At 68.0% G+C, this 24,516-nt stretch carries 23 protein-coding genes and 1 pseudogene; 14 read left to right on the forward strand and 10 right to left on the reverse strand.

What is annotated here, in order from left to right; translation table 11 throughout:
- Positions 1-116: 116 nt before the first annotated feature.
- The 5 genes from EYB42_RS14625 to EYB42_RS14645 all read right to left on the reverse strand — a co-directional run bounded on the left by EYB42_RS14625 (position 117) and on the right by EYB42_RS14645 (position 4,152).
- Positions 117-509, reverse strand: a complete 393-nt coding sequence (locus tag EYB42_RS14625; RefSeq protein WP_135450866.1) for a hypothetical protein — start codon at positions 507-509, stop codon at positions 117-119.
- Positions 510-589: 80 nt separating this feature from the next.
- Complete coding sequence (locus tag EYB42_RS14630; protein ID WP_135450867.1) at positions 590-1,348, reverse strand: hypothetical protein; 759 nt, start codon at positions 1,346-1,348, stop codon at positions 590-592.
- Positions 1,349-1,532: 184 nt separating this feature from the next.
- Positions 1,533-2,516, reverse strand: a complete 984-nt coding sequence (locus tag EYB42_RS14635) for a hypothetical protein (RefSeq protein ID WP_135450868.1) — start codon at positions 2,514-2,516, stop codon at positions 1,533-1,535.
- Between the two features lie 61 nt (positions 2,517-2,577).
- Positions 2,578-2,901, reverse strand: coding sequence for a hypothetical protein (locus EYB42_RS14640; RefSeq protein ID WP_135450869.1), 324 nt, complete (start codon positions 2,899-2,901; stop codon positions 2,578-2,580).
- 120 nt (positions 2,902-3,021) lie between these two features.
- Positions 3,022-4,152, reverse strand: coding sequence for an S-(hydroxymethyl)glutathione dehydrogenase/class III alcohol dehydrogenase (locus tag EYB42_RS14645; protein ID WP_135450870.1), 1,131 nt, complete (start codon positions 4,150-4,152; stop codon positions 3,022-3,024).
- Positions 4,153-4,224: 72 nt separating this feature from the next.
- Here EYB42_RS14645 and EYB42_RS14650 point away from each other — a divergent pair, with 72 nt between their 5' ends.
- Positions 4,225-4,500 (forward strand): I78 family peptidase inhibitor, encoded by a 276-nt coding sequence (locus EYB42_RS14650; protein ID WP_135450871.1) that lies wholly within the window; start codon positions 4,225-4,227, stop codon positions 4,498-4,500.
- Between the two features lie 141 nt (positions 4,501-4,641).
- On the opposite strand, the gene EYB42_RS14655 is transcribed toward EYB42_RS14650, so the two are convergent.
- The gene (locus EYB42_RS14655) at positions 4,642-5,088 is read right to left on the reverse strand and encodes a c-type cytochrome (protein ID WP_135450872.1); all 447 of its coding nucleotides are present in this window, start codon (positions 5,086-5,088) and stop codon (positions 4,642-4,644) included.
- Between the two features lie 167 nt (positions 5,089-5,255).
- On the opposite strand from EYB42_RS14655, the gene EYB42_RS14660 reads away from it, so the two are divergent.
- From EYB42_RS14660 to recR, 6 genes and pseudogenes are all read left to right on the forward strand, one after another.
- Positions 5,256-6,920: a Y-family DNA polymerase gene (locus EYB42_RS14660; protein WP_135450873.1), complete on the forward strand. Its 1,665-nt coding sequence runs from the start codon at positions 5,256-5,258 to the stop codon at positions 6,918-6,920.
- 40 nt (positions 6,921-6,960) lie between these two features.
- Positions 6,961-8,418, forward strand: a complete 1,458-nt coding sequence (locus EYB42_RS14665) for an FAD-binding oxidoreductase (protein WP_135450874.1) — start codon at positions 6,961-6,963, stop codon at positions 8,416-8,418.
- A gap of 26 nt (positions 8,419-8,444) precedes the next feature.
- Positions 8,445-9,074, forward strand: a pseudogene (locus EYB42_RS14670) (IS5/IS1182 family transposase).
- A 202-nt stretch (positions 9,075-9,276) separates the two neighbouring features.
- Positions 9,277-11,043 (forward strand): DNA polymerase III subunit gamma/tau, encoded by a 1,767-nt coding sequence (locus tag EYB42_RS14675; protein WP_135450875.1) that lies wholly within the window; start codon positions 9,277-9,279, stop codon positions 11,041-11,043.
- A 60-nt stretch (positions 11,044-11,103) separates the two neighbouring features.
- Complete coding sequence (locus tag EYB42_RS14680; protein ID WP_135450876.1) at positions 11,104-11,457, forward strand: YbaB/EbfC family nucleoid-associated protein; 354 nt, start codon at positions 11,104-11,106, stop codon at positions 11,455-11,457.
- Between the two features lies 1 nt (position 11,458).
- A complete protein-coding gene (recR, locus tag EYB42_RS14685) occupies positions 11,459-12,055 on the forward strand; it encodes a recombination mediator RecR (RefSeq protein ID WP_135450877.1) in 597 nt (198 codons plus the stop codon).
- Between the two features lie 5 nt (positions 12,056-12,060).
- Here recR and EYB42_RS14690 read toward each other — a convergent pair whose 3' ends face one another.
- Positions 12,061-12,600, reverse strand: coding sequence for a TlpA family protein disulfide reductase (locus EYB42_RS14690; protein ID WP_240784190.1), 540 nt, complete (start codon positions 12,598-12,600; stop codon positions 12,061-12,063).
- Between the two features lie 27 nt (positions 12,601-12,627).
- Between EYB42_RS14690 and argH the strand changes: the two genes are divergently transcribed.
- The 3 genes from argH to EYB42_RS14700 all read left to right on the forward strand — a co-directional run bounded on the left by argH (position 12,628) and on the right by EYB42_RS14700 (position 14,557).
- On the forward strand, positions 12,628-14,031 hold the full coding sequence (gene argH, locus EYB42_RS14695) for an argininosuccinate lyase (RefSeq protein WP_135450879.1): 1,404 nt from the start codon (positions 12,628-12,630) through the stop codon (positions 14,029-14,031).
- 80 nt (positions 14,032-14,111) lie between these two features.
- Entirely contained in the window at positions 14,112-14,240 is a 129-nt protein-coding gene (locus tag EYB42_RS17740; protein ID WP_256371633.1) for a hypothetical protein, read from the forward strand.
- Entirely contained in the window at positions 14,237-14,557 is a 321-nt protein-coding gene (locus EYB42_RS14700; RefSeq protein ID WP_135450880.1) for a DUF2834 domain-containing protein, read from the forward strand. Before EYB42_RS17740 ends, EYB42_RS14700 begins: the two co-directional genes overlap by 4 nt.
- Before the next feature lie 111 nt (positions 14,558-14,668).
- Here the strand turns inward: EYB42_RS14700 and EYB42_RS14705 are convergent, their stop codons facing one another.
- Positions 14,669-15,643, reverse strand: coding sequence for a quinone oxidoreductase family protein (locus EYB42_RS14705; protein ID WP_135450881.1), 975 nt, complete (start codon positions 15,641-15,643; stop codon positions 14,669-14,671).
- A 120-nt stretch (positions 15,644-15,763) separates the two neighbouring features.
- On the opposite strand from EYB42_RS14705, the gene lysA reads away from it, so the two are divergent.
- From lysA to pheT, 4 genes are all read left to right on the forward strand, one after another.
- Complete coding sequence (lysA, locus tag EYB42_RS14710; RefSeq protein ID WP_135450882.1) at positions 15,764-17,029, forward strand: diaminopimelate decarboxylase; 1,266 nt, start codon at positions 15,764-15,766, stop codon at positions 17,027-17,029.
- A 39-nt stretch (positions 17,030-17,068) separates the two neighbouring features.
- Positions 17,069-19,582 (forward strand): TIGR02302 family protein, encoded by a 2,514-nt coding sequence (locus tag EYB42_RS14715; RefSeq protein ID WP_135450883.1) that lies wholly within the window; start codon positions 17,069-17,071, stop codon positions 19,580-19,582.
- Positions 19,583-19,654: 72 nt separating this feature from the next.
- The gene (locus tag EYB42_RS14720) at positions 19,655-20,419 is read left to right on the forward strand and encodes a heparan-alpha-glucosaminide N-acetyltransferase (RefSeq protein ID WP_167851037.1); all 765 of its coding nucleotides are present in this window, start codon (positions 19,655-19,657) and stop codon (positions 20,417-20,419) included.
- Between the two features lie 67 nt (positions 20,420-20,486).
- Positions 20,487-22,904 carry a phenylalanine--tRNA ligase subunit beta gene (pheT, locus tag EYB42_RS14725; protein WP_135450904.1) on the forward strand — a complete coding sequence of 806 codons (2,418 nt, stop codon included), beginning with the start codon at positions 20,487-20,489 and terminating at the stop codon, positions 22,902-22,904.
- A 52-nt stretch (positions 22,905-22,956) separates the two neighbouring features.
- On the opposite strand, the gene holA is transcribed toward pheT, so the two are convergent.
- Together holA and lptE are read right to left on the reverse strand one after the other, a co-directional pair.
- Positions 22,957-23,970 (reverse strand): DNA polymerase III subunit delta, encoded by a 1,014-nt coding sequence (gene holA, locus EYB42_RS14730; protein ID WP_135450885.1) that lies wholly within the window; start codon positions 23,968-23,970, stop codon positions 22,957-22,959.
- Positions 23,967-24,467 (reverse strand): LPS assembly lipoprotein LptE, encoded by a 501-nt coding sequence (lptE, locus tag EYB42_RS14735; RefSeq protein ID WP_240784192.1) that lies wholly within the window; start codon positions 24,465-24,467, stop codon positions 23,967-23,969. The genes holA and lptE overlap by 4 nt, the downstream gene beginning before the upstream one ends.
- Positions 24,468-24,516 lie beyond the last annotated feature (49 nt).

Below are 24,516 nucleotides of genomic sequence, written 5' to 3' on the forward strand. Positions count from 1 at the left end.
GGCAAGCATCCAATGACAGGGCAACGGGGCATGGGCATGTCACCTCCTGCGGTGATTTATGCAGGGCCGGGGAATGCTGTCCAGAGGGTGTCCGGGTGGTGCCCCGGGCATGGTGGTCAGCCGTCGGGCACCTCGGCACAGGACGGGCCGGCAAGCAGGGCCTCAAGCCGGTCGATCCGCGCGGTGTCGGTGTCGGAGATGACGAAGACCGCCTCGCCGATAGGCGCGTGCAGGACCGGCTCGACCACCGTTTCGGCACAGATCATCAGGCGGCCGGTGTCGCCGACATGGGCAGAGGTCAGCGCCAGCATGGCGGCATCGAAGGCCGGTGAAAGGCGGATGAACAGCGCAGAGCCGCGCGCCTCGTCGATGCGACGCACGGCCCGGATGTCTTCGGCCTGGGCTTCCAGCGTGTCGGTGCCGAAGACAAGGCTGATGCGGGGCGGCTCGGCCAGGGCCGGAAAGGCGGCGAGGCCGGCGGCGGCAGGAAGGGCAAGACAGATGCGCATGGGCAGGACCGGAACAGGTGCCCACGATGGTAGCGGCGAAAGCCCGGCGGACAAGGCAACGGCGATGGTCGGGGGCTTGTCTAGCCGACGACAGACTGGCTGACATGGGGGCCGAACAGCCGCGCCTGGGCCAGAACCAGGGCATAGAAGGCCCAGTGCAGGCTGAAGGCGGCGGCGATGCCGAAGCGCGTCCGCAGGATCAGCCAGGGCAGAAGCGCCCCGAACAGGCTGGAAGCGCCAAGGAAGATGAGAACCGCGCGCGGCGGCAGGCCGGACAGCGCCAGCAGCAGGTGCATGCCCCCGAACAGCAGCGCCGAGAACCGGGCCAGCGTGCGCATCGGCAGGCCGTCCATCGACAGGCTGACGATCATCGCCAGCACCAGAAGCTGCTGAAACAGGATCTCGACCGTCTTGGGGAAGAAATAGGCCGGCGTGGCCAGCAGAAGGTCGGGTGCTTCGCCCAGTTCGGCAGGCCAGGTGGCCTTGGGCAGGGCAGGCAGGCCCCAGTGCAGGAAGGCGATGGCGGCGGCAAAGGCGGCAATCCAGATCGTCGCGGCCAGCACCCGGTTGCGCAGCGTGGGAAAGGGGCCGTCGGCGTTCCAGCGCGAATAGAGCGGCCAGAACACGATGGCGGCCAGACCCGACCAGAACAGGTAGAAGGTCGCAACCGGCAGCGGATTGGTGTTGTAATCGGTGCCTATGTCCAGCGCGGGCAGGACAAAATAATAGCACAGATCCGACACCAGCCAGAATCCCGCCAGCCATCCCAGGATGCGGATCTGACGGCGTTTCCACGGCCCCGGGCCGGGGGCTGCCACCACCTGCGGTCTGCCAGGCATCAACCGACCACCCCGCCGCGGATCAGCCGTCGGTCACGCGCCAAGGCGAAGGCTTCGCTGCATCGGCTGTGTGGCAGCACAGGGTTTGTGCGCGCCTGCGCGGCCCGGTCCGGAGGCGTGGTTGCGGCGGAAGGGGTCAGGCTGCGCATTGGGTCAGGTTAGCCCAGCCAGAGCCGGACGCAAGTCAGGCGGCGCGGGCCGCGGGGCGGTCGGCCTCGTCCAGCAGGAAGGCGGAGAAGGGTTCGGCCAGCGGAAGGCCGGACATGCCCTCGATGAACAGGAACTGACCCTGGGGGTTGACCTCCAGCCACCAGACCTGGCCCTCGGGGTCGATCTTGAGGTCGAAGATTCCCATCCGCAGGTCCAGCGCACCCATGACCCGGCGCAAGGCCGCGGTCAGGCCGGGGTCAAGCCCGACCGGGCTGACGGCGGTCTTTTCCAGGTGAACGCGCCAGCCGAGTTCCGGGCAGTCGAGCTCAGCCGCGACGATCCGGTCGCCGAAGACATGGACGCGCAGGTGCCGGGTGCCGTCGATATGTTCCTGCCAGATCGCGGGCGACAGGCTCAGCGCGGCGTCGTTGGCCAGAAGCGCAGGCGTGACCGGCTGGGCCATCAGGGGCGTCTTCACGGTGCCGGCGATGGCCTTCACGATCATCCGCCCCCCCGCGCAGAAGGCACGGATTTCCTGCGGGTTCTGGCTGATCAGCGTGCGCGGCACCTTCAGCCCGGCCTGATGCGCGGCGCGCAGCTGGACGAATTTCATCTCGGCCCGGCGGGTGGCTTCGGGATGGTTGACCCAGGCTCCACGGAAGTCGGTCTGCACCAGCCCGTTCAGCGCGGCCACGCAGTCGTTGTAGATCAGGTCGCGGGCGGCCTCGTCGGTGACGCTGGCCAGGAAGCCCGAGTTCGGGTTCCAGCCCTTGCCCGAAGGACGGCGCCACCAGATCAGGTCCAGCGCCGTCAGATCCACCGGGCGGCCGTCGCAATCGGGCAGCGTGGCGGGGCGCGCGGCATCGGCGGACCAGTTCACCAGGCCGGTGGCGGCCAGGCGGTCGGAATGGATGATGGCAAGGTCGCAGGCGTGGCGGTCGCGCAGAACCTTGCGCAGGACATGGGCATGCAGGTCATCGGCCACGGTCACGACCGCAAGGCGGGGGGGTCTGGTCATCGGAAAAGTCCTTTCGGCGAATACACCGGGGCACGCGGCCTGCGTGCCCCGGCAGGTCAGCCTAGAAGCAGTCGCTGTCGTCCCAGCCCGAGCGGCAGCCCGAGGTGGTGCCGCAGCGGTTCACCGGCTCGTCCCCGAAAAGCCAGTCCAGAAAGCGCATGGCGACCTGGGTCTCTTCGACCTGCTCGCGTTCATAGGCCGCCAGCCGGTCGGGGATCGCAAAGCCCTGCGGCAGCGCCTGCATGACGGCAGGCAGCTCTCCGGTGGCGGGCACGACGGCCGAGCCCACCGCCAGAGCGGGACCGGCTGCGGCAAGCGAAAGGCCCGAGGCGACCAGGACCGCGGGCAGAAGGGCCGAAACCTGGCCCCGGGACATGTCTGACATGGTTTGCTCCTATATCCTCAAGAAAGACCGGCCGCAAAATCACCGGCCGGAACAGAGGATCGCGCCAGTCAGGCCACGCACCAAGTCAGGTATTCATATCCTTGCCCGCGTTGCGCCTGATCAGAACACCACCACCGAGCGGATCGACTTGCCCTGATGCATAAGGTCGAAGCCCTTGTTGATTTCGTCCAGCGTGAGGATGTGGGTGATCATCGGGTCGATCTCGATCTTGCCGTCCATGTACCAGTCCACGATCTTCGGCACATCCGTCCGTCCCCGCGCGCCGCCGAAGGCAGTGCCTTTCCAGACCCGGCCGGTGACCAGCTGGAAGGGCCGCGTCTCGATGGTCGCCCCGGCCGGCGCCACCCCGATGATGATCGACTGGCCCCAGCCGCGGTGGGTGCATTCCAGCGCCGCCCGCATCACCTTGACGTTGCCGGTGCAGTCGAACGAGTAGTCGACGCCGCCGATCTTGTCGAAGGGGGTCTTCGTCATGTTGACGATGTGGGGAACGATGTCGCCCTCGATCTTGGTGGGGTTGACGAAATGGGTCATGCCAAAGCGGCGGCCCCATTCCTCCTTGTCGTCGTTGATGTCGATGCCGATGATCTTGTCGGCGCCCGCCAGCTTCAGCCCCTGGATCACGTTCAGCCCGATCCCGCCCAGGCCGAAGACCGCCGCCGTCGCCCCTGCCTCGACATTGGCGGTGTTCAGCACAGCGCCGACCCCAGTGGTCACGCCGCAGCCGATGTAGCAGATCTTGTCGAAGGGCGCGTCCTCGCGCACCTTCGCCAGCGCGATTTCCGGCAGGACCGTGTGGTTGGCGAAGGTCGAGCAGCCCATGTAGTGATGGATCGGCGTGCCGTCGAGCATCGAGAACCGCGTCGTCCCGTCCGGCATCAGCCCCTTGCCCTGCGTGTCGCGGATCGCGGTGCAGAGGTTGGTCTTGCGGGAAAGGCACGAGGGGCATTCCCGGCATTCGGGGGTGTAAAGCGGGATGACGTGATCCCCCGGTTTCAGCGTCTTGACGCCGGGGCCGCACTTCACCACCACCCCCGCGCCCTCGTGCCCCAGGATCGAGGGGAAGATGCCTTCGGGGTCGGCGCCCGACAGCGTGAATTCGTCGGTATGGCAGATGCCGGTGGCCTTGATCTCGACCAGAACCTCGCCCTCTTTCGGGTCGTCGAGGTTCACTTCCATGATTTCAAGCGGTTTTCCGGCGGCGACGGCGACGGCGGCACGGGTGCGCATCAGGTTTTCCCTCCCTTATGGTCCGGGCCAAGGTGTGACAGACTGCCGCGAAAGGCAATTCAGGAAACGACCATGAGACATGCGATTGTCGCCCTTGCGCTTGCCGCGCCGCTGCTGGCCGCCTGCGTGGTGACCGAGCCCCTGCCGACCGAGCCCCCCGACGCCTGCGGTGCATCGGCCTATCAGTATCTGGTGGGCAAGCCCGGGGTGATGCTGGACGGGATGCGGTTTTCCCAGGACGTGCGGGTGATCCAGCATGGCATGGCAGTGACGATGGACTACCGCGCCGACAGACTGAACTTCTGGCTGGACCGGCGCGACGTGATCGAGCGGGTGGTCTGCGGCTGATCCGCGCCCTCTGGCGTTACTCTGAACACCTTAGATGACCGTCAGCGGAACGGCTGCGGCAAGGTTGGGGTGATCGGCTGCGGCAGCAGAAGGCCCCGGCTGGATCGGACCGGGGCCCTGTATCCTGCCCAGTGGGCCGGATCAGTTCTTCATCACGCGGTATGTGGAATGGCAGTCGCGGCAGGTGCCGCCGATGGCACCCATGCCCGCGCCGATGCTTTCGACCGAGGCGACGTCGATGGCGCCAGCGGCATCGCCCATGGCCTTGGCCTTGGCCAGGAAGTCATCCCAGTTCGCCCAGATCTCGGGCTTGGCCTCGGAGGCCGGGTCAGCCCCGCCCTGTTCGGCGAAGGTGGCCTCGATCTTGCCTGCGGCCTCGATCAGGGCGGCCTTGGCCGCCTCGGCCTTGGCGGCATCATAGGGATCCTTGCCCTGGGCCATGTTGCCAAGGATGCCCGTGTTCATGCCCACCAGCTTCATCAGCTCGGACCGGGCAACGGCATTGGGATCGGTGGGTTCGACATCCTGGGCAAAGGCGGCACCGGCAGCCAGAACGGCCCCGATGGCGAAGGCTTTGACATGTTTCATTCTTTGGCTCCCGTGCTGGATTGCCGGGGAAGTATAGGGGCGGCAGTCCGTCGCGGAAGTGCGGGCTTCCGGCCCTCACGCAGTTGTCATCCGGGGTCGCAGGGGGGACTCGACCTGCCGCATATCAGCTGGCAATAAGGAACATATGGCGAACAAGAGAGTCGGAGATGGCCGGGCGTCGCATCCTTTCGCTGTGGTTTCCGCGGCTGGCGGCGGAACGGGTGCTGCGGCGCCGGCAGGACATCGACGCCCCGCCCCTGGCCGTGGTGGGGGACAGGGGCGGCGCGCAGGTGCTGGTGTCGCTGTCGCCGGGGGCCGAGGCGGCAGGGCTGGTGCCCGGCCAGGCCCTGCGCGATGCCACGGCGATCTGCCCGGCCCTCTTGACGGTGGCCGAGGATCCGCTTGCCGAGGCACGGTTCCTGACCGGTCTTCGCCGCTGGGCGGGGCGCTTCTCGCCCTGGGTGGCCGAGGAACCGCCCGCCGGGCTGATGATCGACCTGACCGGAACGGCGCATCTGTTCGGGGGCGAAGAGGCGGTGCTGGCGCAGGTCGCGGGCGATTGCGCCGATCTGGGGCTGACGGTGCGCGCGGGGATCGCCGACACGCCGGGCGCGGCCTGGGGGCTGGCGCGCTATGCCCGGGCCGGGGTGGCGCCGCTGCGGTCGGGCGACATGATCGACCAGGAGGCGCGGGCCACCCGCTCACGTGCCGCCAGGCGCCGGGGCTGGGAACGGGGCGGCAGCCCGCCGCGCCCGGTGACGGCGCGGGGGGCGGAGGCTGCGGTGATCGCCCCCCCGGGCGGTTTGCGCGAGGCCCTGGCCGACCTGCCGCTTGCCGCCCTGCGGCTGGAAGGCGCGACGGTCGAGCGGCTGATGCGGCTGGGGCTGAAGCGGGTGGCCGACCTGATGGAGCTGCCGCGCGCCGCACTCGCCCGCCGCTTCGGCGCCGACACGCTGCGCCGGCTGGATCAGGCGATGGGGATGGAGCCGGAGCCCATCACCCCCGCGCGCCCGCCGCTGCATTTCGCGGTGCGCCTGACGCTGCCCGACCCGATCGGCTTGCGGTCGGATATCGAGGCGGCGCTCGACCGGCTGCTGCCGCCCCTCTGCGACCGGCTGCGCGAACGCGGCCGGGGCGCGCGGCGGGTGGCGGTTCAGGCCTTCCGGGCCGATGGCGGGGTCTCGGTGATCGAGGTCGGTCTCGCCCGCGCCGCCGACACGCCCGACCGCATCCGCCCGCTGCTGCATCTGAAGCTGGACCAGATCGACCCCGGCTTCGGGATCGACTGCCTGCGGGTCGAGGCGCTGGTGACCGAGGCGATGGTGCAGGTCCAGCATCGCGGCCAGATGGAGGTGACGGCGGCGGCCATGGCCCGCGCAGCGGACCGCGCCCATGCGCTGGACGATCTGGTCGGCCGGCTGGGCGCGCGGCTGGGGCACGAGGCGGTGACGCGGCTTGCCCCTTCCGACAGCCATGTGCCGGCCAAGGCGGCGCAGGTGCTGATGGCCGCCTGGAGCCAGGCGCATGACGGACCCTGGCCGGCATCCCCCACGCCGCGCCCACTGATCATCTTCCGGCCCGAGCCGGTGGACGCGCCCGAAACCCCCGAACCGCCCGCGCGCTTCCGCTGGCGGCGGCGCGACTTCACCCTGCGCATGGCGGCAGGACCGGAGCGGCTGATGCCGGAATGGTGGCTGGAGGATCCCGACTGGCGTGGCGGCGCACGCGACTACTGGCGGGTCGAGGTGGAAGGCGGCGAGAAGCTGTGGCTCTTCTACGGCCGGGGCGGCGCGGTGACCGACGGCTGGTATTGCGAGGGGCTGTTTCCCTGAGCACCGCTGGATTAGGCTCGCCCCGACACGGGGGACGGTGATGGGTTTGATCGAGGATCTTCAGGCGGCCATCGGTGCGGCGAACGTGCTGACCGGGGCTGATACGGCTGGCCATGCGCGCGACTGGATGGGCAAGTATCACGGCGCCCCGGTCGCGGTGGCGCGGCCTGCCTCCACGGCCGAGGTTGCGGCCTGCGTGAAGATCGCCGCTGCCCATGGGCTGCCGGTGGTGCCGATCGGAGGCAATACCGGGCTGGTCGGCGGCACGATGACCAAGGGCGGGCTGATGGTCAGCCTGGAGCGGATGAACCGCATCCGCGCCGTCAAGCGCGACGCGCGCCTGGTGGTGGCCGAAGCCGGGGTGATCTTGTCGCGCCTGCACGACGCGGCCGAGGCGGAGGGGCTGTATTTCCCCCTGTGGTTCGGCGCGCGGGGGTCGGCAATGCTGGGAGGCGTTCTGTCCACCAATGCGGGCGGGTCGAACGTGCTGCGCTATGGCTCTACCCGGGGCCTTTGCCTGGGGCTGGAGGTGGTGCTGGCCGACGGACGCGTGCTGGACCTGATGAGCGAGCTGCACAAGGACAATTCGGGCTATGACCTGAAACAGATGTTCATCGGCGCGGAAGGCACGCTGGGGATCATCACCGCGGCGGTGATGAAGCTGGTTCCGGCGCCCAAGGCTTATGCAACGGCGACGCTGGCCGCGCGGTCGCTGCCCGACGCACTGGTGCTTCTGAACCAGATGCAGGAGGCGACGGGGGGCCGGGTCGAGGCCTTCGAGTTCATGCCGCGCAGCTATTCCGAACGGCTGCGCGCCGCGCGGCCCGACCTGGGCCTGCCCTTCGACCATATCCCCGAGGTGACGATCCTGATCGAGGCGGCGACCACCGTGTCCGCCGAGGCCGCGCCGGACGAGGCCGGCGAGGTGCCACTGGTGAGCCTTCTGGAAAGCGTGCTGATGGGCATGATGGAGGAAGGGCTGGTCACCGATGCCGTGGTGGCGCGCAACGAACAGCAGCGCCGCGCGATGTGGGCCCGGCGCGAGGCGGCGGCGGAAATCTGCGTCGGCCTGACCCCGGTCGTCGATACCGACGTCTGCCTGCCGCTGGACCGGGTGGAGCGCTTCCTGAACGAGGCCCTGCGCCGACTCGAGGTGCTGGACCCCGGACACCGGACCCTGACGGTTGCCCATCTGGGCGACGGCAACCTGCATTTCACCGTCTTTCCGACCCGTGAGGATGCCGCGCTGAAGGACCGCGTGATGGAGACGGTCGAGGATGTGGTGGCCGAGCTTGGCGGCAGTTTTTCGGCTGAACACGGGGTAGGGTTGTCCAAGCTGAACTCGATGGCGCGGCGGAAGAACCCGGTCGCGCTGGAGGTGATGCGGGCAGTCAAGGCGGCGCTGGACCCGGACAACCGGATGAACCCCGGCAAGGTCATACCGGCCCCCCAGGGGTCAGGATCCGTTCCTTCGCCTGATGGCGGACGGTCGGCGTGATTCAGGCCCCCGAACCGGCGGGGATGATGAGCAATCCATTCTCGCTGTCCAGGACGCAGATGGAGGGCGGCGCCCTTCTTTCCCAAGGGCCAGGGCAAGCCACACGTCGATGATGGGCGCGGGTCGAGCGGGATTGTCTTCATCAATCGCGACAGGTTGCAATGGCGAGATGCGCGTCGGGAGCATGACTGCCGAAGACCACCCTGCAATCGCTGAAAGCGGAGGGACCGGGGAGAGGGGCGCCATGATCGGCGCGACGTATCGCAAGGCATCAAGCCTTGGGGCCGAAAGGAGCACCTTATGACAGGCACGGGCGCCTGATCGGGTGCTTGAAGGGTGCAATGAACACCGGGCGGTAGGCCTTTGCAGACGTGAGAGGGCGCCAGCTGCGGTTCTTCATGGCCGCGGGCCAGGACAGCGCCTGCACCGCTGCTGCGCCCCTGCCGCGCAGTCTGCCTGCCGCCGAATGGCTGAATGCCCATCGGGGCTAAAGCGCCGGCTGGTTCCGCAACGCGTTGAAAGACACGGGGTTGCGCCCCTGCATCCCGGGCCGGAAGTCGGTCGGCAAGGCTTTACGCTACGACCGCTTCACAAAGACCTTCCTCGCCTGCGCAGACCTTGCAGCAATCGTCTGTTCTGGATTGGAAGATCAATGAATCTGAAACTCAAGGCGTCGCGCCTTGACGGTGCTGGCGCCAGACCTGCTGCGCACGGCGCTACAGGCGCAGCCGGAAAGATCGGCAGGGCAATCAGTCAAATAGCTGCTTTCACATCATTTCCTTTCTGCTCGGCACGGTCCGGCCTCTCACCTTGTCCCCTCTGCCCCAGGCGTCTAAGCTTTCCGCAACAGGAGTGTCCATGTCAGACCAGCCCGCCTATCAGGTCCTTGCCCGCAAATACCGCCCGCAGACCTTTGCCGACCTGATCGGGCAAGAGGCGATGGTGCGCACCCTGAAGAACGCCTTCGCCGCAGACCGGATCGCCCATGCCTTCGTGATGACCGGCGTGCGCGGGGTCGGCAAGACCACCACCGCCCGCATCATCGCCAAGGGGCTGAACTGCATCGGCCCCGACGGCACCGGCGGCCCCACCACCGAACCCTGCGGGGTCTGCGAGCCCTGCCGCGCCATCGCCGAGGGCCGCCACGTCGATGTGCTGGAAATGGACGCAGCCTCGCGAACCGGGGTCGGCGACATCCGCGAGATCATCGACTCGGTCCACTATCGGGCGGCCTCGGCGCGCTTCAAGGTCTACATCATCGACGAAGTGCACATGCTGTCCACCGCGGCCTTCAACGCGCTTCTCAAGACGCTTGAGGAACCGCCTGCGCATGTGAAGTTCATCTTCGCCACCACCGAGATCCGCAAGGTCCCCGTCACGGTCCTGTCGCGCTGCCAGCGCTTCGACCTGAAGCGGATCGAGCCCGAGGTGATGATGGCCCATCTGGCGAAGGTCGCTGAGGCCGAGGGCGCGAAGCTTGCCCCCGAGGCGCTGGCCCTGATCACCCGCGCCGCCGAAGGCTCGGTCCGCGACGCGATGAGCCTGATGGACCAGGCCATCGCCCATGGCGCGGGGGAAACCACCGGCGACCAGGTGCGCGCCATGCTGGGGCTGGCCGACCGGGGCCGGACGCTGGACCTCTTCGATCTGATCATGAAGGGCGACGCAGCTGCGGCGCTGGCGGAGCTTTCGGCGCAATATGCCGACGGGGCCGACCCGATGGCCGTGCTGCGCGACCTGGCCGAGATCACGCACTGGATTTCAGTCATCAAGATCAACCCGGCCTCGGCCGAGGATCCGACCACGCCGCCCGACGAACAGGCGCGCGGGCAGGACATGGCGGCGCGCCTGCCGATGCGGGCGCTGACGCGGATGTGGCAGATGCTGCTCAAGGCCATCGAAGAGGTGGCGCTGGCCCCGAACGCGATGATGGCGGCCGAAATGGCGGTGATCCGCCTGACCCATGTCGCCGACCTGCCCGACCCCGAGACGCTGGTCAGGAAGCTGTCCGAAAGCCCGCGCCCGCCCGCGATGCCGGGTGAGGCCGCGGCCGGCGGCGGCACGGGGATTGGCAACGGCGGCGGCACGGTCCATGCCCCACGCCTTGCGCCGGCCCATGCGGCCCCCAGCCTCGGCCCGACCATGACCGCCGCCGCCCCGGCGCTGGCTGCGGGGCAGCTGCAGGTCTATGCGACCTTTGAATCGGTGGTCGAACTGATCCGGTCCCGACGCGACATGCTGCTTCTGAACGAGGTGGAAACCGGCCTGCGGCTGGTGCGCTATTCGCCCGGACGGATCGAATTCGAACTCGCTCCCGGTGCAAGATCCGACCTGGCCGCACGCCTTGGCCAGCGTCTGCAGGGCTGGACCGGCACGCGCTGGGCCGTTTCGGTCGTGTCGTCGGGCGGGGCCCCGACGATCGCCGAGGCGCGGGATCTGGAACTGGCACGCCTGCGCGCGGAAGCAGCAGGAAACCCCCTGGTCCAGGCGATCCTGACAGCCTTTCCCGGCGCGAAGATCACCGAGGTCAGAACCCCCGAAGCCCTGACCGCCGAAGCTGCTTCGTCGGCGATGCCAGCCGCCGAACCCGAAACGGACGAGGACTGGGATCCCTTTGAAGAATGACGCCCACCTTGCGCCGGTGCGGTCGGGACCGTATCTCGGACGAAACGGACGGAGAACGACATGCTGAAAGGTCTGGGCGGATTGGGCGGGCTTGGCGACATGGCCAAGATGATGAAGGCCGCCACCGAGATGCAGGCGAAATATGCCGAGCTTCAGGCGGAACTGGCGCGCACCGTCGTGATCGGCGAGGCCGGGGCGGGGCTGGTAAAGGCCCGAGCCACCGCCAAGGGCGAGGTGACGGGGCTGGACATCGACCCCTCGATCCTGGTGGCGTCGGAAAAGGAAGTGGTCGAGGATCTGATCCTTGCCGCGATCCGTGACGCGCAGGCGAAGGCGCGTGAGCGGACCGAGGCGGAAATGGCGAAGCTGGCGGAAGCCATGGGCGTGCCGCCGGGCATGAAACTGCCGTTTTGAGATGGTGGACCAAACCGGCATCGAGGCCCTGATCGACCTGATGGCCCGGCTTCCCGGCCTTGGTCCCCGGTCAGCGCGGCGGGCGGTGCTGGTCCTGTTGAAGAAGCGCGCGCAGTTGATGGCACCGCTTGCCCAGGCCATGGCCGAGGTCGCATTGACCGCGAAGGACTGTCAGGTCTGCGGCAACATCTCCACCACCGAGACCTGCGCGATCTGCGCCGATCCCGCGCGCGCGACGGGTGAAATCTGCGTGGTCGAGGATGTGGCTGACCTCTGGGCGATGGAGCGGGGGCAGGTCTTTCGAGGCCGATATCATGTGCTGGGCGGCACGCTGTCTGCGCTGGACGCGATCGGCCCCGATGAGCTGGGCATCCCGCGTCTGGTCGAGCGGGTGGCCACGGAAGGCACCCGCGAGGTGATCCTGGCGCTGAACGCGACGGTCGATGGCCAGACCACCGCGCATTACATTGCCGATGCGCTGGCCGGCACCGATGCGCAGATCACGACCCTGGCGCAGGGCGTGCCGATCGGCGGGGAACTCGACTATCTCGACGACGGCACCATCGGCGCGGCCCTGCGGGCGCGGCGCCGACTCTGACCCCCCTACGACCCGGACGCAAGCGCCGCGAGAATCGCCTTGGCGCTGTTGCTGTCCCATTCGGCATCGCCGATCAGACGGGCGACCTCCTGCCCCTCGGGGTTCAGGATCACGGTTACCGGCAGGCCCATGACCCCCATCCCGCGCGCCAGTTCGGATTTGGGGTCGCGCAGAACGGGCAGATGCCGGATCTCGATCTCGGCGAAGAAGCGCTCGATCCCGGCCACGGCATTCCGGCCGGTAGCTACCGGCACCACCGCAATCTCGGGCATCGCCGCCTGCAACCGGTCAAGCGAGGGCATCTCGTGCCGGCATGGGGCGCACCAGGTGGCCCAGAAGTTCAGCACCACCCATTTGCCCCTGTAGCCGGACAGGCTGTGCTGGCCGTCCCGGGCATCCAGCAGCACGACCTCGGGGATGGCGACCGGTTCGTCATGCAGGGCAAGCTTCTTCATGTCGCCGTCGCGCAGGGATGCGACATCGGCCGCAACCGGGTTTGCACCAAGCAGGAAGCCCGTGTAGAGGACGACCAGAAATTTCCGCACGTTCCACCTCATCCGAAGGCCGCCCTCATGACCGACAGCCCCCCGTCCAAAGCCGCCAACCAGATGTGGGGCGGGCGTTTCTCAGCCGGGCCGGATGCGATCATGCAGGCGATCAACGCCTCGATCGGGTTCGACCAGCGGCTTTACGCGCAGGATATCGCGGGCAGCCGGGCCCATGCCGCCATGTTGGCCGCGCAGGGCATCATCAGCAATAAGGATGCCGAGGCGATTGGGGAAGGGCTGCTCGCGATCTTGTCAGAGATCGAGGCGGGCCAGTTCCCCTTCACGCCCGAGCTTGAGGACATCCACCTGAACATCGAGGCCCGGCTGACCGAGCGGATCGGCGAGGCGGGCAAGCGGCTGCACACCGGACGGTCGCGCAACGATCAGGTGGCGGTGGATTTCCGGCTGTGGGTCCGCGACCAGTGCGATCAGGCCATTGCCGGGCTGACCGGGCTGATGCGGGCGTTCCTGGCGCAGGCCGAGGCCGGGGCGGATTGGGTGATGCCTGGCTTCACCCACCTGCAGACCGCGCAGCCGGTGACCTGGGGCCACCACATGCTGGCCTATGTCGAAATGCTGGCCCGCGACCGGTCGCGGTTCGAGGATGCGCGGCGGCGGATGAATGAATGCCCGCTGGGCGCGGCGGCGCTGGCTGGAACCAGCTTTCCCATCGACCGGCACATGACCGCGAAGGCCCTGGGCTTCGACCGGCCGACGGCGAACAGCCTGGATTCGGTCAGTGACCGGGATTTCGCGCTGGAGTTCCTGTCAGCGGCCTCGATCTGCGCCATGCACCTGTCGCGCTTTGCCGAAGAGCTGGTGATCTGGTCCAGCGCGCAGTTCCGGTTCGTGCGCCTGTCGGACAGGTGGACCACCGGGTCGAGCATCATGCCCCAGAAGAAGAACCCCGACGCGGCCGAGCTTCTGCGCGCCAAGCTTGGGCGGATTCTCGGGGCGACGGTGGCCCTGTTCACAGTGATGAAAGGGCTGGCGCTGACCTATTCCAAGGACATGCAGGAAGACAAGGAACAGGTTTTCGACGCCGCTGACAACCTGATGCTGGGGCTGGCCGCGATGACCGGGATGGTCGGTGACATGGCCGCCAACCGCGAGGTTCTGGCGGCAGCGGCGGCCAGCGGGTTTTCCACCGCGACCGACCTGGCCGACTGGCTGGTGCGCGCGCTTGGCCTGCCGTTCCGCGAGGCGCATCATGTGACGGGTGCCCTGGTCGCCATGGCCGAGGCGCAGGGCATCGACCTGCCGCAGCTGAGCCTTGCCCAGATGCAGTCTGTTCACCCCGCAATCACGGCCGAGGTCTTCAGCGTTCTCGGGGTGGAAAATTCGGTTCGCAGCCGCACATCCTATGGTGGAACGGCGCCAGAGCGGGTGCGGGAACAGATCGCGCGCTGGAAGGCAATCCTCGGGTAAGGCCGGGCGATCCCCGCCTTGCCAGACGCGGGCCGGGGTGCAACCCTCGGTCCCGACCTGACCGAAGCAAAGGATCCGCGATGACCCGTCTTTTCCTTGTCGCCTGCCTTGCCCTTGCCGCCTGCGGCGCCGATGGCGAACCTCAGCCCCCCGCGAAACCCGGACTGAGCATTTCGGGCGAAGCGCAGATCGGCGTGGCGGTCAAGTGAGCCCGCTGCGTCTGGCCTACCTTGCGCTGGCGATCTGGGGGGCGGTGCATCCGATGTACTGGTTCGTCACCTACATGCGCGAGACGGGCACCGGCCTGTCCGGGCTGATCGACGCCTGGTATGTCAATGCCTCGACGACGGGGCTGACCTGGGATCTGACCATCGCGGCGATAGCCCTGACCGTCTGGATCCTGGCCGAGGCGATCGGTCGCCGGGCCTGGGCGCATCTGGTGGCGATCCCGGCGACCTTCTGCATCGGCGTCAGTTGCGGGCTGCCGCTGTATCTGTTCCTGCGCTCGGCCCGGCGACCGCATTGAGCGCATTGCGCGCAAGGTTCTTGCCCCGCCTCCGGCGCAAGCGCCAGCGCGCCTTGGCGCCGGGGGCCTTCACGACCGGTCCCTGTGAGGATGCGCGAGCAGACAGGAAGATCAGGGCGTCAGGATGGTCTGCCCGGTCGTGGCGCGGGATTCGAGCGCGCGGTGGGCATCTGCCACCCGGTCGAGAGGGAAGCGCTGGTCGATGCGGATCTTCACCTTGCCCGACAGGACCATGTCGAACAGTTCGCGCGCCATCTGCTGGCAGGTGGCATGGTCTGCGATGTGGGTGAAGATCGTCTGCCGGGTCAGCTTGAGCGAGCCCTTCGCCGCCAGGATGCCGATGTCGAAAGGCGGTACCTTGCCGCTGGCGTTGCCGAAGGAAATCAGCATCCCCAGGGGTTTCAGGCAGTCAAGGCTGCCGTCGAACGTGTCCTTTCCGACCGCGTCCATCACCACATCGACGCCCTTGCCGCCCGTCAACTCCTTCACGCGGGCGACGAAATCCTCGCTCCGGTAGTTGATTGCGTGGGCCGCGCCATGGTCGAGCGCAAGGCGGCATTTCTCGTCCGACCCGGCCGTGGCGATGAGGGTGATGCCTTCCGCCCTGGCCCACTGGCAGGCGATGAGACCGACGCCGCCGGCGGCCGCATGAAACAGCACCGTATCCCCGGCCTTCAGGGGCGTGGTGCGGCGGAAAAGGTAGTGTACCGTCATGCCCTTCAGCATCATCGCCGCCCCTTCGTCGAAGCCGATGCCTTCGGGCAGGGGGCAGACCTGGGCGGCAGGCATGACGCGCGCCTCGGCATAGGCACCGGGCAGGTTCGCCGCATAGGCCGCCCGGTCGCCCGGTTTCAGGTGGGTGACGCCCGGCCCCACCGCCTCGACCACGCCAGACCCTTCCATGCCCAGCGCCGCCGGAAGCGGCAGAGGATAAAGCCCCGTGCGCTGATAGATGTCGATGAAGTTCAGACCGCAGGCCATGTGCCGGATGCGGATTTCCCCGGGCCCCGGTTCCCCGACCGGGCGGTCGATCAGTTTCATAACCTCGGGCCCACCGTGGGCCTCGATGATGACGGTGCGTGCCATGGCGATCTCCTTGCTGGCGGACATCCTAGCCAGCCGGGCGCGAATGGCCAGAGGTCCGAAATCGGCGCTTTGCACCCGCGCGGCGCTTGGCTATGACGGCACGGGCGAATGGGGGCGACGATGGACCATTTTCTTTACCGGAACGGCACGCTGCACGCCGAGGGTGTGGCGATCCCCGATATCGCCGCGACAGTGGGCACCCCGTTCTATGTCTATTCCACCGCGACGCTGACGCGGCACTACCGGCTGTTCACCGATGCTCTGGCCCCCTTGCCGCATCTGGTGTGCTTCGCGATCAAGTCGCTGTCGAACGTCGCGGTGCTGAAGACACTGGGCAATCTGGGCGCGGGGATGGATGTGGTCTCGGGCGGGGAATACCTGCGGGCAAAGGCCGCGGGTGTGCCGGGCGAGCGCATCGTGTTCTCGGGCGTGGGGAAAACGCGCGAGGAGATGCGGCTGGCGCTGACCGGCGGGATCCGCCAGTTCAACGTCGAAAGCGAACCAGAACTGCGCGCCCTGTCCGAGGTGGCGACCTCGCTTGGCCTGACCGCGCCGATCACCATTCGCGTCAACCCGGATGTGGACGCGCGCACGCACGAGAAGATCGCCACCGGCAAGAAGGAGAACAAGTTCGGCATACCGATTGCCCGTGCGTCCGAGGTCTATGCCGAAGCCGCCGCCCTGCCGGGGCTTCAGGTGGTCGGCATCGACGTCCACATCGGCAGCCAGCTGACCGAGTTGGAACCCTTCGAACAGGCCTATCTCAAGGTCGCCGACCTGACCCGCCGCCTGCGCAGCGAAGGCCACACCATCACCCGCCTCGACCTCGGCGGCGGGCTTGGCATCCCCTACACCCGCTCGAACGAGGCGCCGCCCCTGCCCACCGACTATGGCGCGCTGATCAAGCGGACGGTCGGCGATCTGGGCTGCGAGATCGAGATCGAGCCCGGAAGGCTGATTTCCGGCAATGCGGGTCTTCTGGTGGCGTCTGTCATCTACATCAAGAATGGTGAGGGGCGCGATTTCCTGATCCTCGACGCGGCGATGAACGATCTGGTGCGCCCCTCGATGTATGGTGCGCACCATGACATCGTGACCGTGGCCGAGCCCCCCGTTGCGGCGCCGACGCAGGAGTTCGACGTGGTCGGTCCGGTCTGCGAGACCGGTGACACCTTTGCCAGGGGGCGCGAGCTGCCGCTGGTGGCAGAAGGCGACCTGATCGCCTTCCGCTCGGCCGGTGCCTATGGCGCGGTGATGGCCTCGGAATACAACACCCGGCCGCTGGTACCGGAGGTGCTGGTCAACGGGGATCACTTCGCTGTCATCAGGGAAAGACCGACCTTTGACGAAATCCTGCGGCGCGATACCATTCCGCCGTGGCTGTGACGCGATGCAGCGTGTCGGGGCCGTCCCAGGGCAGGTGAGATGACTGGAAAGACCCCGGAACCGCCGCTGAAAACACTTGTCTGGCCGATGCGCCTGACGCTTCTGGGGCTGTGGTCAGAGCGGCTGGCGCGCGCCTTCTGGCCACTGTGGTCGCTGATTCTGCTGGTACTGGCGGCGCTTGCCTTCGGCGTTCAGGATGTCGGACCCCTGCGCTGGGCGCAGATCGGCGGGGGCTTGGTCGGTCTTGCCGCGCTGGTCCTTCTGGGGCTGGGCCTGCGGCGCTTCCGCAAACCCACGATGATCGACGCGCTTGTCCGGCTGGATGCAACGATGCCGGGGCGCCCCATATCGGCCCTGCTGGACCGGCAGGCCATCGGCACGGCAGACCCCGCTTCGCTGGCCGTATGGCAGGCACATCTTGACCGCATGGCCGCCCGCGCCGCAACTGCCCGCCCCGTGCCGCCCGACCTGCGACTGTCGTCGCGCGACCCGTTTTCCTTGCGCTACGTCGCGCTGACCGCCTTTGTCATGGCGCTGATCTTCGGATCCTTCTGGCGTGTGGCCAGCGTATCGGGCCTGGCACCCGGCGCAGCTGTCGCCATGCCGGGCGGGCCAAGCTGGGAAGGCTGGGCCCAGCCGCCGGCCTATACCGGAAAGCCATCGCTTTACCTGAACGAAATCACCGCCGACACCATCGAACTGCCGACCGGCACCCGGATCCAGATCCGGGTCTATGGCCCGGAAGGCGGCCTGACGGTCACGCAGACTGTCGCCGACCCACCACCACCCGCCACGCCCTCGGAAGGCGGGGCCACACCTGCGGCAGCCGCGCCCGAGGGCATGGCCGGCGTCAGCGACCTGACCGTCACCCGCTCCGGCCACCTGGCGATAGAGGGACCGAACGGCCGCGAATGGCAGATCAAGGCGCTGCCCGACGGCCTGCCGGTGATCGCGGTTTCCGGCGCCATGGGGCGCGAGGCGGACGGCCGCTTCAGGCAGGGGTTCACGGCCACCGACGATTACGGCGTCGTCGCGGGCCGGGTCACCATCACCCTTGACCTGGCCAGGATCGACCGCCGCCACGGGCTTGCCCCCGACCCCGAGCCGGTAGAGCCGGTGACGCTGGATCTGCCCATGCCCCTGTCGGGCAAGCGGACCGACATTGCCGAGACGCTGATCGACGACCTGTCGAAGCACGTCTTCGCCAATCTTCCGGTGACCATGGTCTTCGCGGCGGTCGATGCGGCGGGTCAGGAAGGCCAGTCCCAACCCTACAGCGTGACGCTGCCCGGCAAACGGTTCTTCGACCCCCTGGCCGCCGCGCTGATCGAGATGCGGCGGGACATCCTGTGGAACCGGATCAACGCCCCGCGTGCGGTGGAGCTGCTGAAGGCGGTGACGCACCGGCCCGAAGGTTTCATCCGGCATGAGCGGGCCTTCCTTTACCTGCGCGTACTGATCCGCGAGCTTGAGGCGCGTGAGGCCAGCCTCTCGGTCGAGGACCGCGACCGGCTGGCCGAGGATCTGTGGACCATCGCGCTGATGGTCGAGGAGGGAAATCTTCAGGACGCCTTCGAACGGCTGCAGCGCGCGCAGGACCGGCTGGACGAGGCGATCCGCAATGGCGCCTCGCCCGAGGAGATCGACCAGCTGATGCGCGAGATGCAGCAGGCGCTGAACGAATACATGCGCGAACTGGCCGAGGAGGCGCAGCGCAACCCCGATCAGCAGCAGCAGGGGATGATGCAGGGCCAGATGATGTCGGGCGACCAGCTGCAGCAGATGCTGGACGAGCTGCAGCGCCTGATGGAGGAAGGCCGCACCGCCGAGGCTGCCGAACTGATGGAACAGCTGCGCCAGCTGATGCAGAACATGCAGGTCGTTCAGGGCCAGGGCGGCCAGGGCCAGGGCGGCCCGATGGGCGAACTGGGCCAGACCCTGCGCGACCAGCAACAGCTGTCCGACGATGCCTACCGCGACATGCAGGAAGGCCGGAACGGCCAGCAGCCGGAGGGGCAGGAGGGCGGCGAACAGCAGGGCGACGGCCAGGGCCAGGGCTCGCTGGCCGAACGCCAGCAGGAACTGCGCAACCGGCTGGACCAGTTGCAGCGCGGCCAGCTGCCGGGCGACGGCACTGCTGCCGGAGAGGAAGGCCGCCGCAACCTGGACCGCGCGGGCCGCGCGATGGAACAGGCGGAAGAGGCACTGCGCAGCGGCGATCTGGACGGTGCGCTGGACCGTCAGGCCGAAGCGATGGAAGCGATGCGCGACGGCTTGCAGAACTTTGGCGAGGCGCTGGCCCAGGAACAGCGTGAAAACCGCGATGCGCAGGGTGGCGACCAGCGCTTCGGCAGCGCCGACCCCGCAGGCCGCGACCCGCTCGGCCGTCGCCCGGGCGAAACCGCGCGGATCGGATCGGACGAGAACATAGTGCAGAACGACCCGAACCGCCGCGCGCAGGAACTGCTGGACGAGATCCGCCGCCGTTCGGGCGAGCTGATGCGGCCGACCGAGGAACTCGACTATCTCAAGCGGCTGCTGCAACTGTTCTAGGGCAAGGCGCCGCATCGCAGCCGCGGGCAGGGCCTTCGGGATGCGGGCCGGGGTTGCGCGCGGCCCTGCGCCTTGCGCCCCACGCCGATCCGCACCACTCTGGCCCTCATGACCGACCCCGACCATCCCGCCGGCCGCCTGATCGCGCTAGACCTTGCCCGGACGATCGCGATCGTCTGCATGGTCATCTTTCACTTTACTTTCGACCTTGCGCTTTTCGGCCACATCCCGCCCGAAACGATCTATCAGCCGTTCTGGTATTATTTCGCACGGGCGATCGCGGGCAGCTTCCTGTTCCTTTCCGGCGTCAGCCTGTGGCTGGCCCATGGGCAGGGCGTCCGCTGGCGGCCTTTCTGGGTCCGATGGGCCAGAATCGCGGGCGCGGCCGTTCTGGTCACGCTGGCAAGCCTTTGGTTCGTTCCCGGCGGGCCGATCTGGTTCGGCATCCTGCATGCCATCGCGGCGGTCAGCCTGCTGGGCCTTGCGGCCCTGCGCCTTCCCTGGCCGGCGACGCTGGCGCTGGCTGCCGCTGTCTTTGCAATCGGCGTCAAGGTGCAGAGCCCGGCCTTCGACCCGATCTGGCTGGTCTGGACGGGACTGGCCGAAAGCCGCCCGATGATGGGCGACTATGTGCCGCTCTTTCCCTGGGCCGCGCCGGCGCTGGCCGGGATCGGGCTGGCCCGCGCGCTGCGGATCGACCGCTGGCCCGCCCGGCTGCCGTCGCCCACGCTGCGGTGGCTTGCCTTTCCCGGCCGTCATTCGCTGATCATCTACCTGGTCCACCAGCCGATCCTCATCGGGCTGTTCAGCCTGCACGCCCGGATCACGGGCGGCTGACCCGGCTTCCCCTTGCGCGCCCTTTGCGCTAAGCCCGGTCGCGCCAAGCACACCGGGAGCCCGCATGATGAAATTCACCCTGTCCTGGCTGAAGGACCACCTCGACACCGAGGCCAGCGTCGCCGCCATTGCCGAGGCGCTGACCGATCTGGGGCTTGAGGTCGAGGGCATCGAGGATCCTGCGGCACGGCTGGGCGCCTTCCGCATCTGCCGGGTGATCGAGGCCGTGCAGCACCCCAATGCCGACCGCCTGCGCGTCTGCCGGGTGGAAACCTTTCCCGATGGCCCCGGCGGCCGGGCCGAGGAGGTGCAGGTCGTCTGCGGCGCACCCAATGCGCGGACCGGTCTGATCGGTGTGTTCGCGCCACCGGGAACCCATGTTCCCGGAACGGGAGTCGATCTGAAGCCTAGCGTGATCCGCGGGGTGGAATCGAACGGGATGCTGTGTTCCGAACGCGAACTGATGCTTTCGGACAATCACGACGGCATCATCGAACTGCCCGCCGATGCGCCCTTGGGGATGCGCTTCATCGACTATCGCGGGCTGAACGACCCGGTGATCGAGATCAAGGTCACCCCGAACCGTCCCGACGCGCTTGGCGTGCGTGGCATCGCCCGCGACCTCGCCGCGCGCGGACTGGGGAAGTTGAAGCCGCTCGCCGTGACTGCGGTCAAGGGCACCTTCCCCACCCCCATCGGCGTCCGTATCGACCCTGCGCTGAAGGCGAAGGGCTGCCCCCACTTTGCCGGCCGGCTGATCCGCGGCGTGAAGAACGGCCCTTCGCCCGACTGGATGCAGGCCCGCCTGAAAGCCATCGGCCTGCGTCCGATCTCGGCGCTGGTGGACATCACCAACTACTTCACCTTCGGCCTGAACCGGCCGCTGCACGTCTTCGACGCCGCCAAGGTGAAGGGCGACCTGGTGATCCGCCCGGCTCGCGACGGGGAAGCCCTGCTCGCGCTGGATGGCAAGACCTATGCGCTTTCCCCCGCCAACATGGTCATTGCCGATGACAACGGCCCGGAGTCCCTTGCCGGGATCATGGGCGGCGAGGCTTCGGGCTGCACGCCGGACACCACCGACGTCTTCCTTGAATCGGCCTACTGGGATCCCATCACCATCGCCGCGACGGGGCGTGCGCTGAAGATCAACTCGGACGCCCGCTACCGATTCGAACGCGGGGTGGATCCGGCCTTCACCCTGCCGGGGCTGGAACTGGCCACGCAGATGATCCTCGACCTGTGCGGCGGTGAGGCCGGGACGGTGGTGCAGGACGGCGCGCCGCTGGACACCATGCGCAGCTACCGGCTGGACCCCGCCCGCGTTGTCAGCCTTGTGGGAATGGAGATCCCCGAGGCCACCCAGCGCGCCACACTTGAAGCTCTGGGCTTTACCCTGAACGGCAACGACGCGATCCCGCCCAGCTGGCGCCCCGACATTCTTGGCGATGCCGACCTGGTCGAGGAAGTCGCCCGTATCGCCAGCCTGACGAAACTGCAGGGCGCGCCGATGGCCCGCACGCAGCCCGGCGTGCCGCGCCCGATCCTGACGCCGCTGCAGGTCCGCGAACGCACCGCGCGCCGCACGATCGCCGCGCTCGGCTACAACGAATGCGTGACCTACAGCTTCATCGACGCCAGGGCCGCCGCGCTGTTCGGCGGCGGGTCCGATGCTGTGCGGATCGAAAACCCGATCTCCTCGGAAATGACGCATCTGCGCCCCGATCTTCTGCCCGGCCTTCTGGCGGCGGCGGCGCGCAACCAGGCGCGCGGCTTCATGGATCTGGCGCTGTTCGAGGTCGGCCCTGCCTTCCATGGCGGCGAGCCCGGCGAACAGCACCTGCAGGCCGCGGGCCTGCTTGTCGGCGCCACTGCACCACGCGATCCGCACGGGTCGCGCCGGATGGTCGATGTGTTCGACGCCAAGGCTGATGCCGAGGCGGTGCTGGCCGCCTTGGGCGCGCCGGCCCGGGCGCAGATCAGCCGCAAGGTCGCCCAATGGTGGCATCCCGGCCGGTCGGGCGCGATCGGGCTGGGGCCGACCGTGATGGCGACATTCGGCGAGGTGCATCCCCGCATCCTGCAGGCGCTGGATGTGAAGGGCCCCGCTGTGGCCTTCACCGTCCTCGTCGCCAACGTTCCGGTGCCCAAGGTCAAGACCCCCACCCGCCCCGCCCTGTCGATCAGCGATCTGCAGGCGGTGGAACGCGACTTCGCCTTCGTCGTGGATGCCCACGTCGAGGCGCTGACGGCCGTCAACGCGGCGCAGGGGGCCGACAAGACGCTGATCGAAAGCGTCCGCGTCTTCGACCAGTTCAGCGGGCCAAAGGCCGAGGCGCAGATGGGACCGGGCAAGAAGTCCATCGCCCTGACCGTTCGGCTGCAACCGACCGAGGCGACCCTGACCGAGGCCGAGATCGAGGCGGTTTCGGCGAAGATCATCGAAAAGGTGACCAAGGCCACCGGCGGCGCCCTGCGCGCCTGAACTCTGCAACGGTCGGAAAAGCCCCTGACAGGGGATGGTCCGGCCACCGAGATCAGCGGCGCGTCATCGCGATGCGGATCAACGCACGTTCCATCAGCGCCATGCCGGGTGCACGGCTGGCCGAACGCAGCATGAGATCGGTCTCCAGCAGGATCGCGATGGCGCTTTCCAGCGCCCGCGTTCCCCATTGCCCGGCCTGGCGCCCCATCGCATCCTTCTGCTTGAAGTTCACGCGCGCCTTCTGGATGCCCACGGCCGGTCCTGCCGGATCGGTCGCCGCGGCATGCAGGATACGGAAATGCCGCAGTGCCGCGATGCAGATTGTCACCGGTAGCGTCCCCTGCCCCTCGAGCCGCCGGAACAGCGGGCCGATGGCATTTGTCCGCGCCTCAGCCACGGCAGAGATCAGTTCGTCCACCTCGGCCTCGATGGTGGCAGGTGCCAAGGCGGCGACATCCGTCGGGGTCAGGGGCGTGGGATCGCCGTATTTGTAAAGCGCGATCTTTTCCAGCGTCTGACGGAAATCGCCGGGGTCAAGCGCGCGGGCCAGGGTGTTCAGGTCGTTCATCGCCTCATGGTCGATGTCGGTCAGACCGGCCTTCTTAAGCGCATCCTCGATCTCTTCCCGGCTGGGCGGATCGTCGTACAGGCCGATGCTGACCGCCGAAGGATGCTTTTCGAACAGGGTCTTGAGAGCGGATTTCCCGGTCAGACCGCCGGCCGTGACCACGATCACCGCATCGCCCGGCAGCCAGGCTTTCAGCGCGGCGCCGACGGCATCAGCCAGGCTGTCGGTCGCATCCTCGACAAAGGCAACGCGGGGGCCGGGGAAGAAACCGACAGCCTTGATCGCATCCAGAAGCAGGCTGCCGTCCTTGCGCAGATCGCCACCCGCGATTCGCGTCAGCCGCATCTCGGCTTCGCCGTCAGGCCCTACCAGGGCAGCGATCGCCTCTTGCCGCTTCAGGGCCACCCGCATCGCGTCGGCCCCAAAGATCAGAAGGCCCGCCCGCGACGGATCCGGTTTCGCGCAGTAGCGGGCGGCCTCGACCCCTTTCAGGATCATCGCCAGGAGGCCGAGGCGGCAATCAGCCGGGCCACGATCTGGTCGGCCAGGATGTACATCAGCCGGGTGGCAGCGTCCTCTTCGGCGGCCAGGCCCGCAACGGTGGATCCGGTTGCCGAATATGCGGTGAAGCTTTGCACCCGCCCGCCGGCGACGCGCGCCCCAGTGGCGCGTTCCGTCAGCCTGTATTTGACCACGCCTTTCAGGTTATAGCGGGTGATCCGGTTGTCCGAGGTGATGCCCACACCCACGGCCTCGGTCGTGATCGTATAGGCAAGGTCATAGCGAATGTCGCGGGGCCGGCCCAGGCGCTCTTCCAGCCGTTCGACCAGATCGAAGCCGTTCTTGTCGGTCGGATCCTGCACCCAGATCGCGCCGACCAGACGATCAGCCCCCGCCCCAGGCGCATAGGCCGGCGTGAAGCCGCAGGCGGCAAGGGCAAGGGGCGCGGCCAGGATGGCGCGGCGGGACAGGTGGCAGGACTCTGCTGCACCCACCCGTCCTTCTGCAACAGAGGCAGAGGACGGCACCGCATCAGGCGCGTTA

Source organism: Tabrizicola caldifontis (assembly GCF_004762095.1).
Taxonomy (GTDB): Bacteria; Pseudomonadota; Alphaproteobacteria; order Rhodobacterales; family Rhodobacteraceae; genus Tabrizicola; species Tabrizicola caldifontis.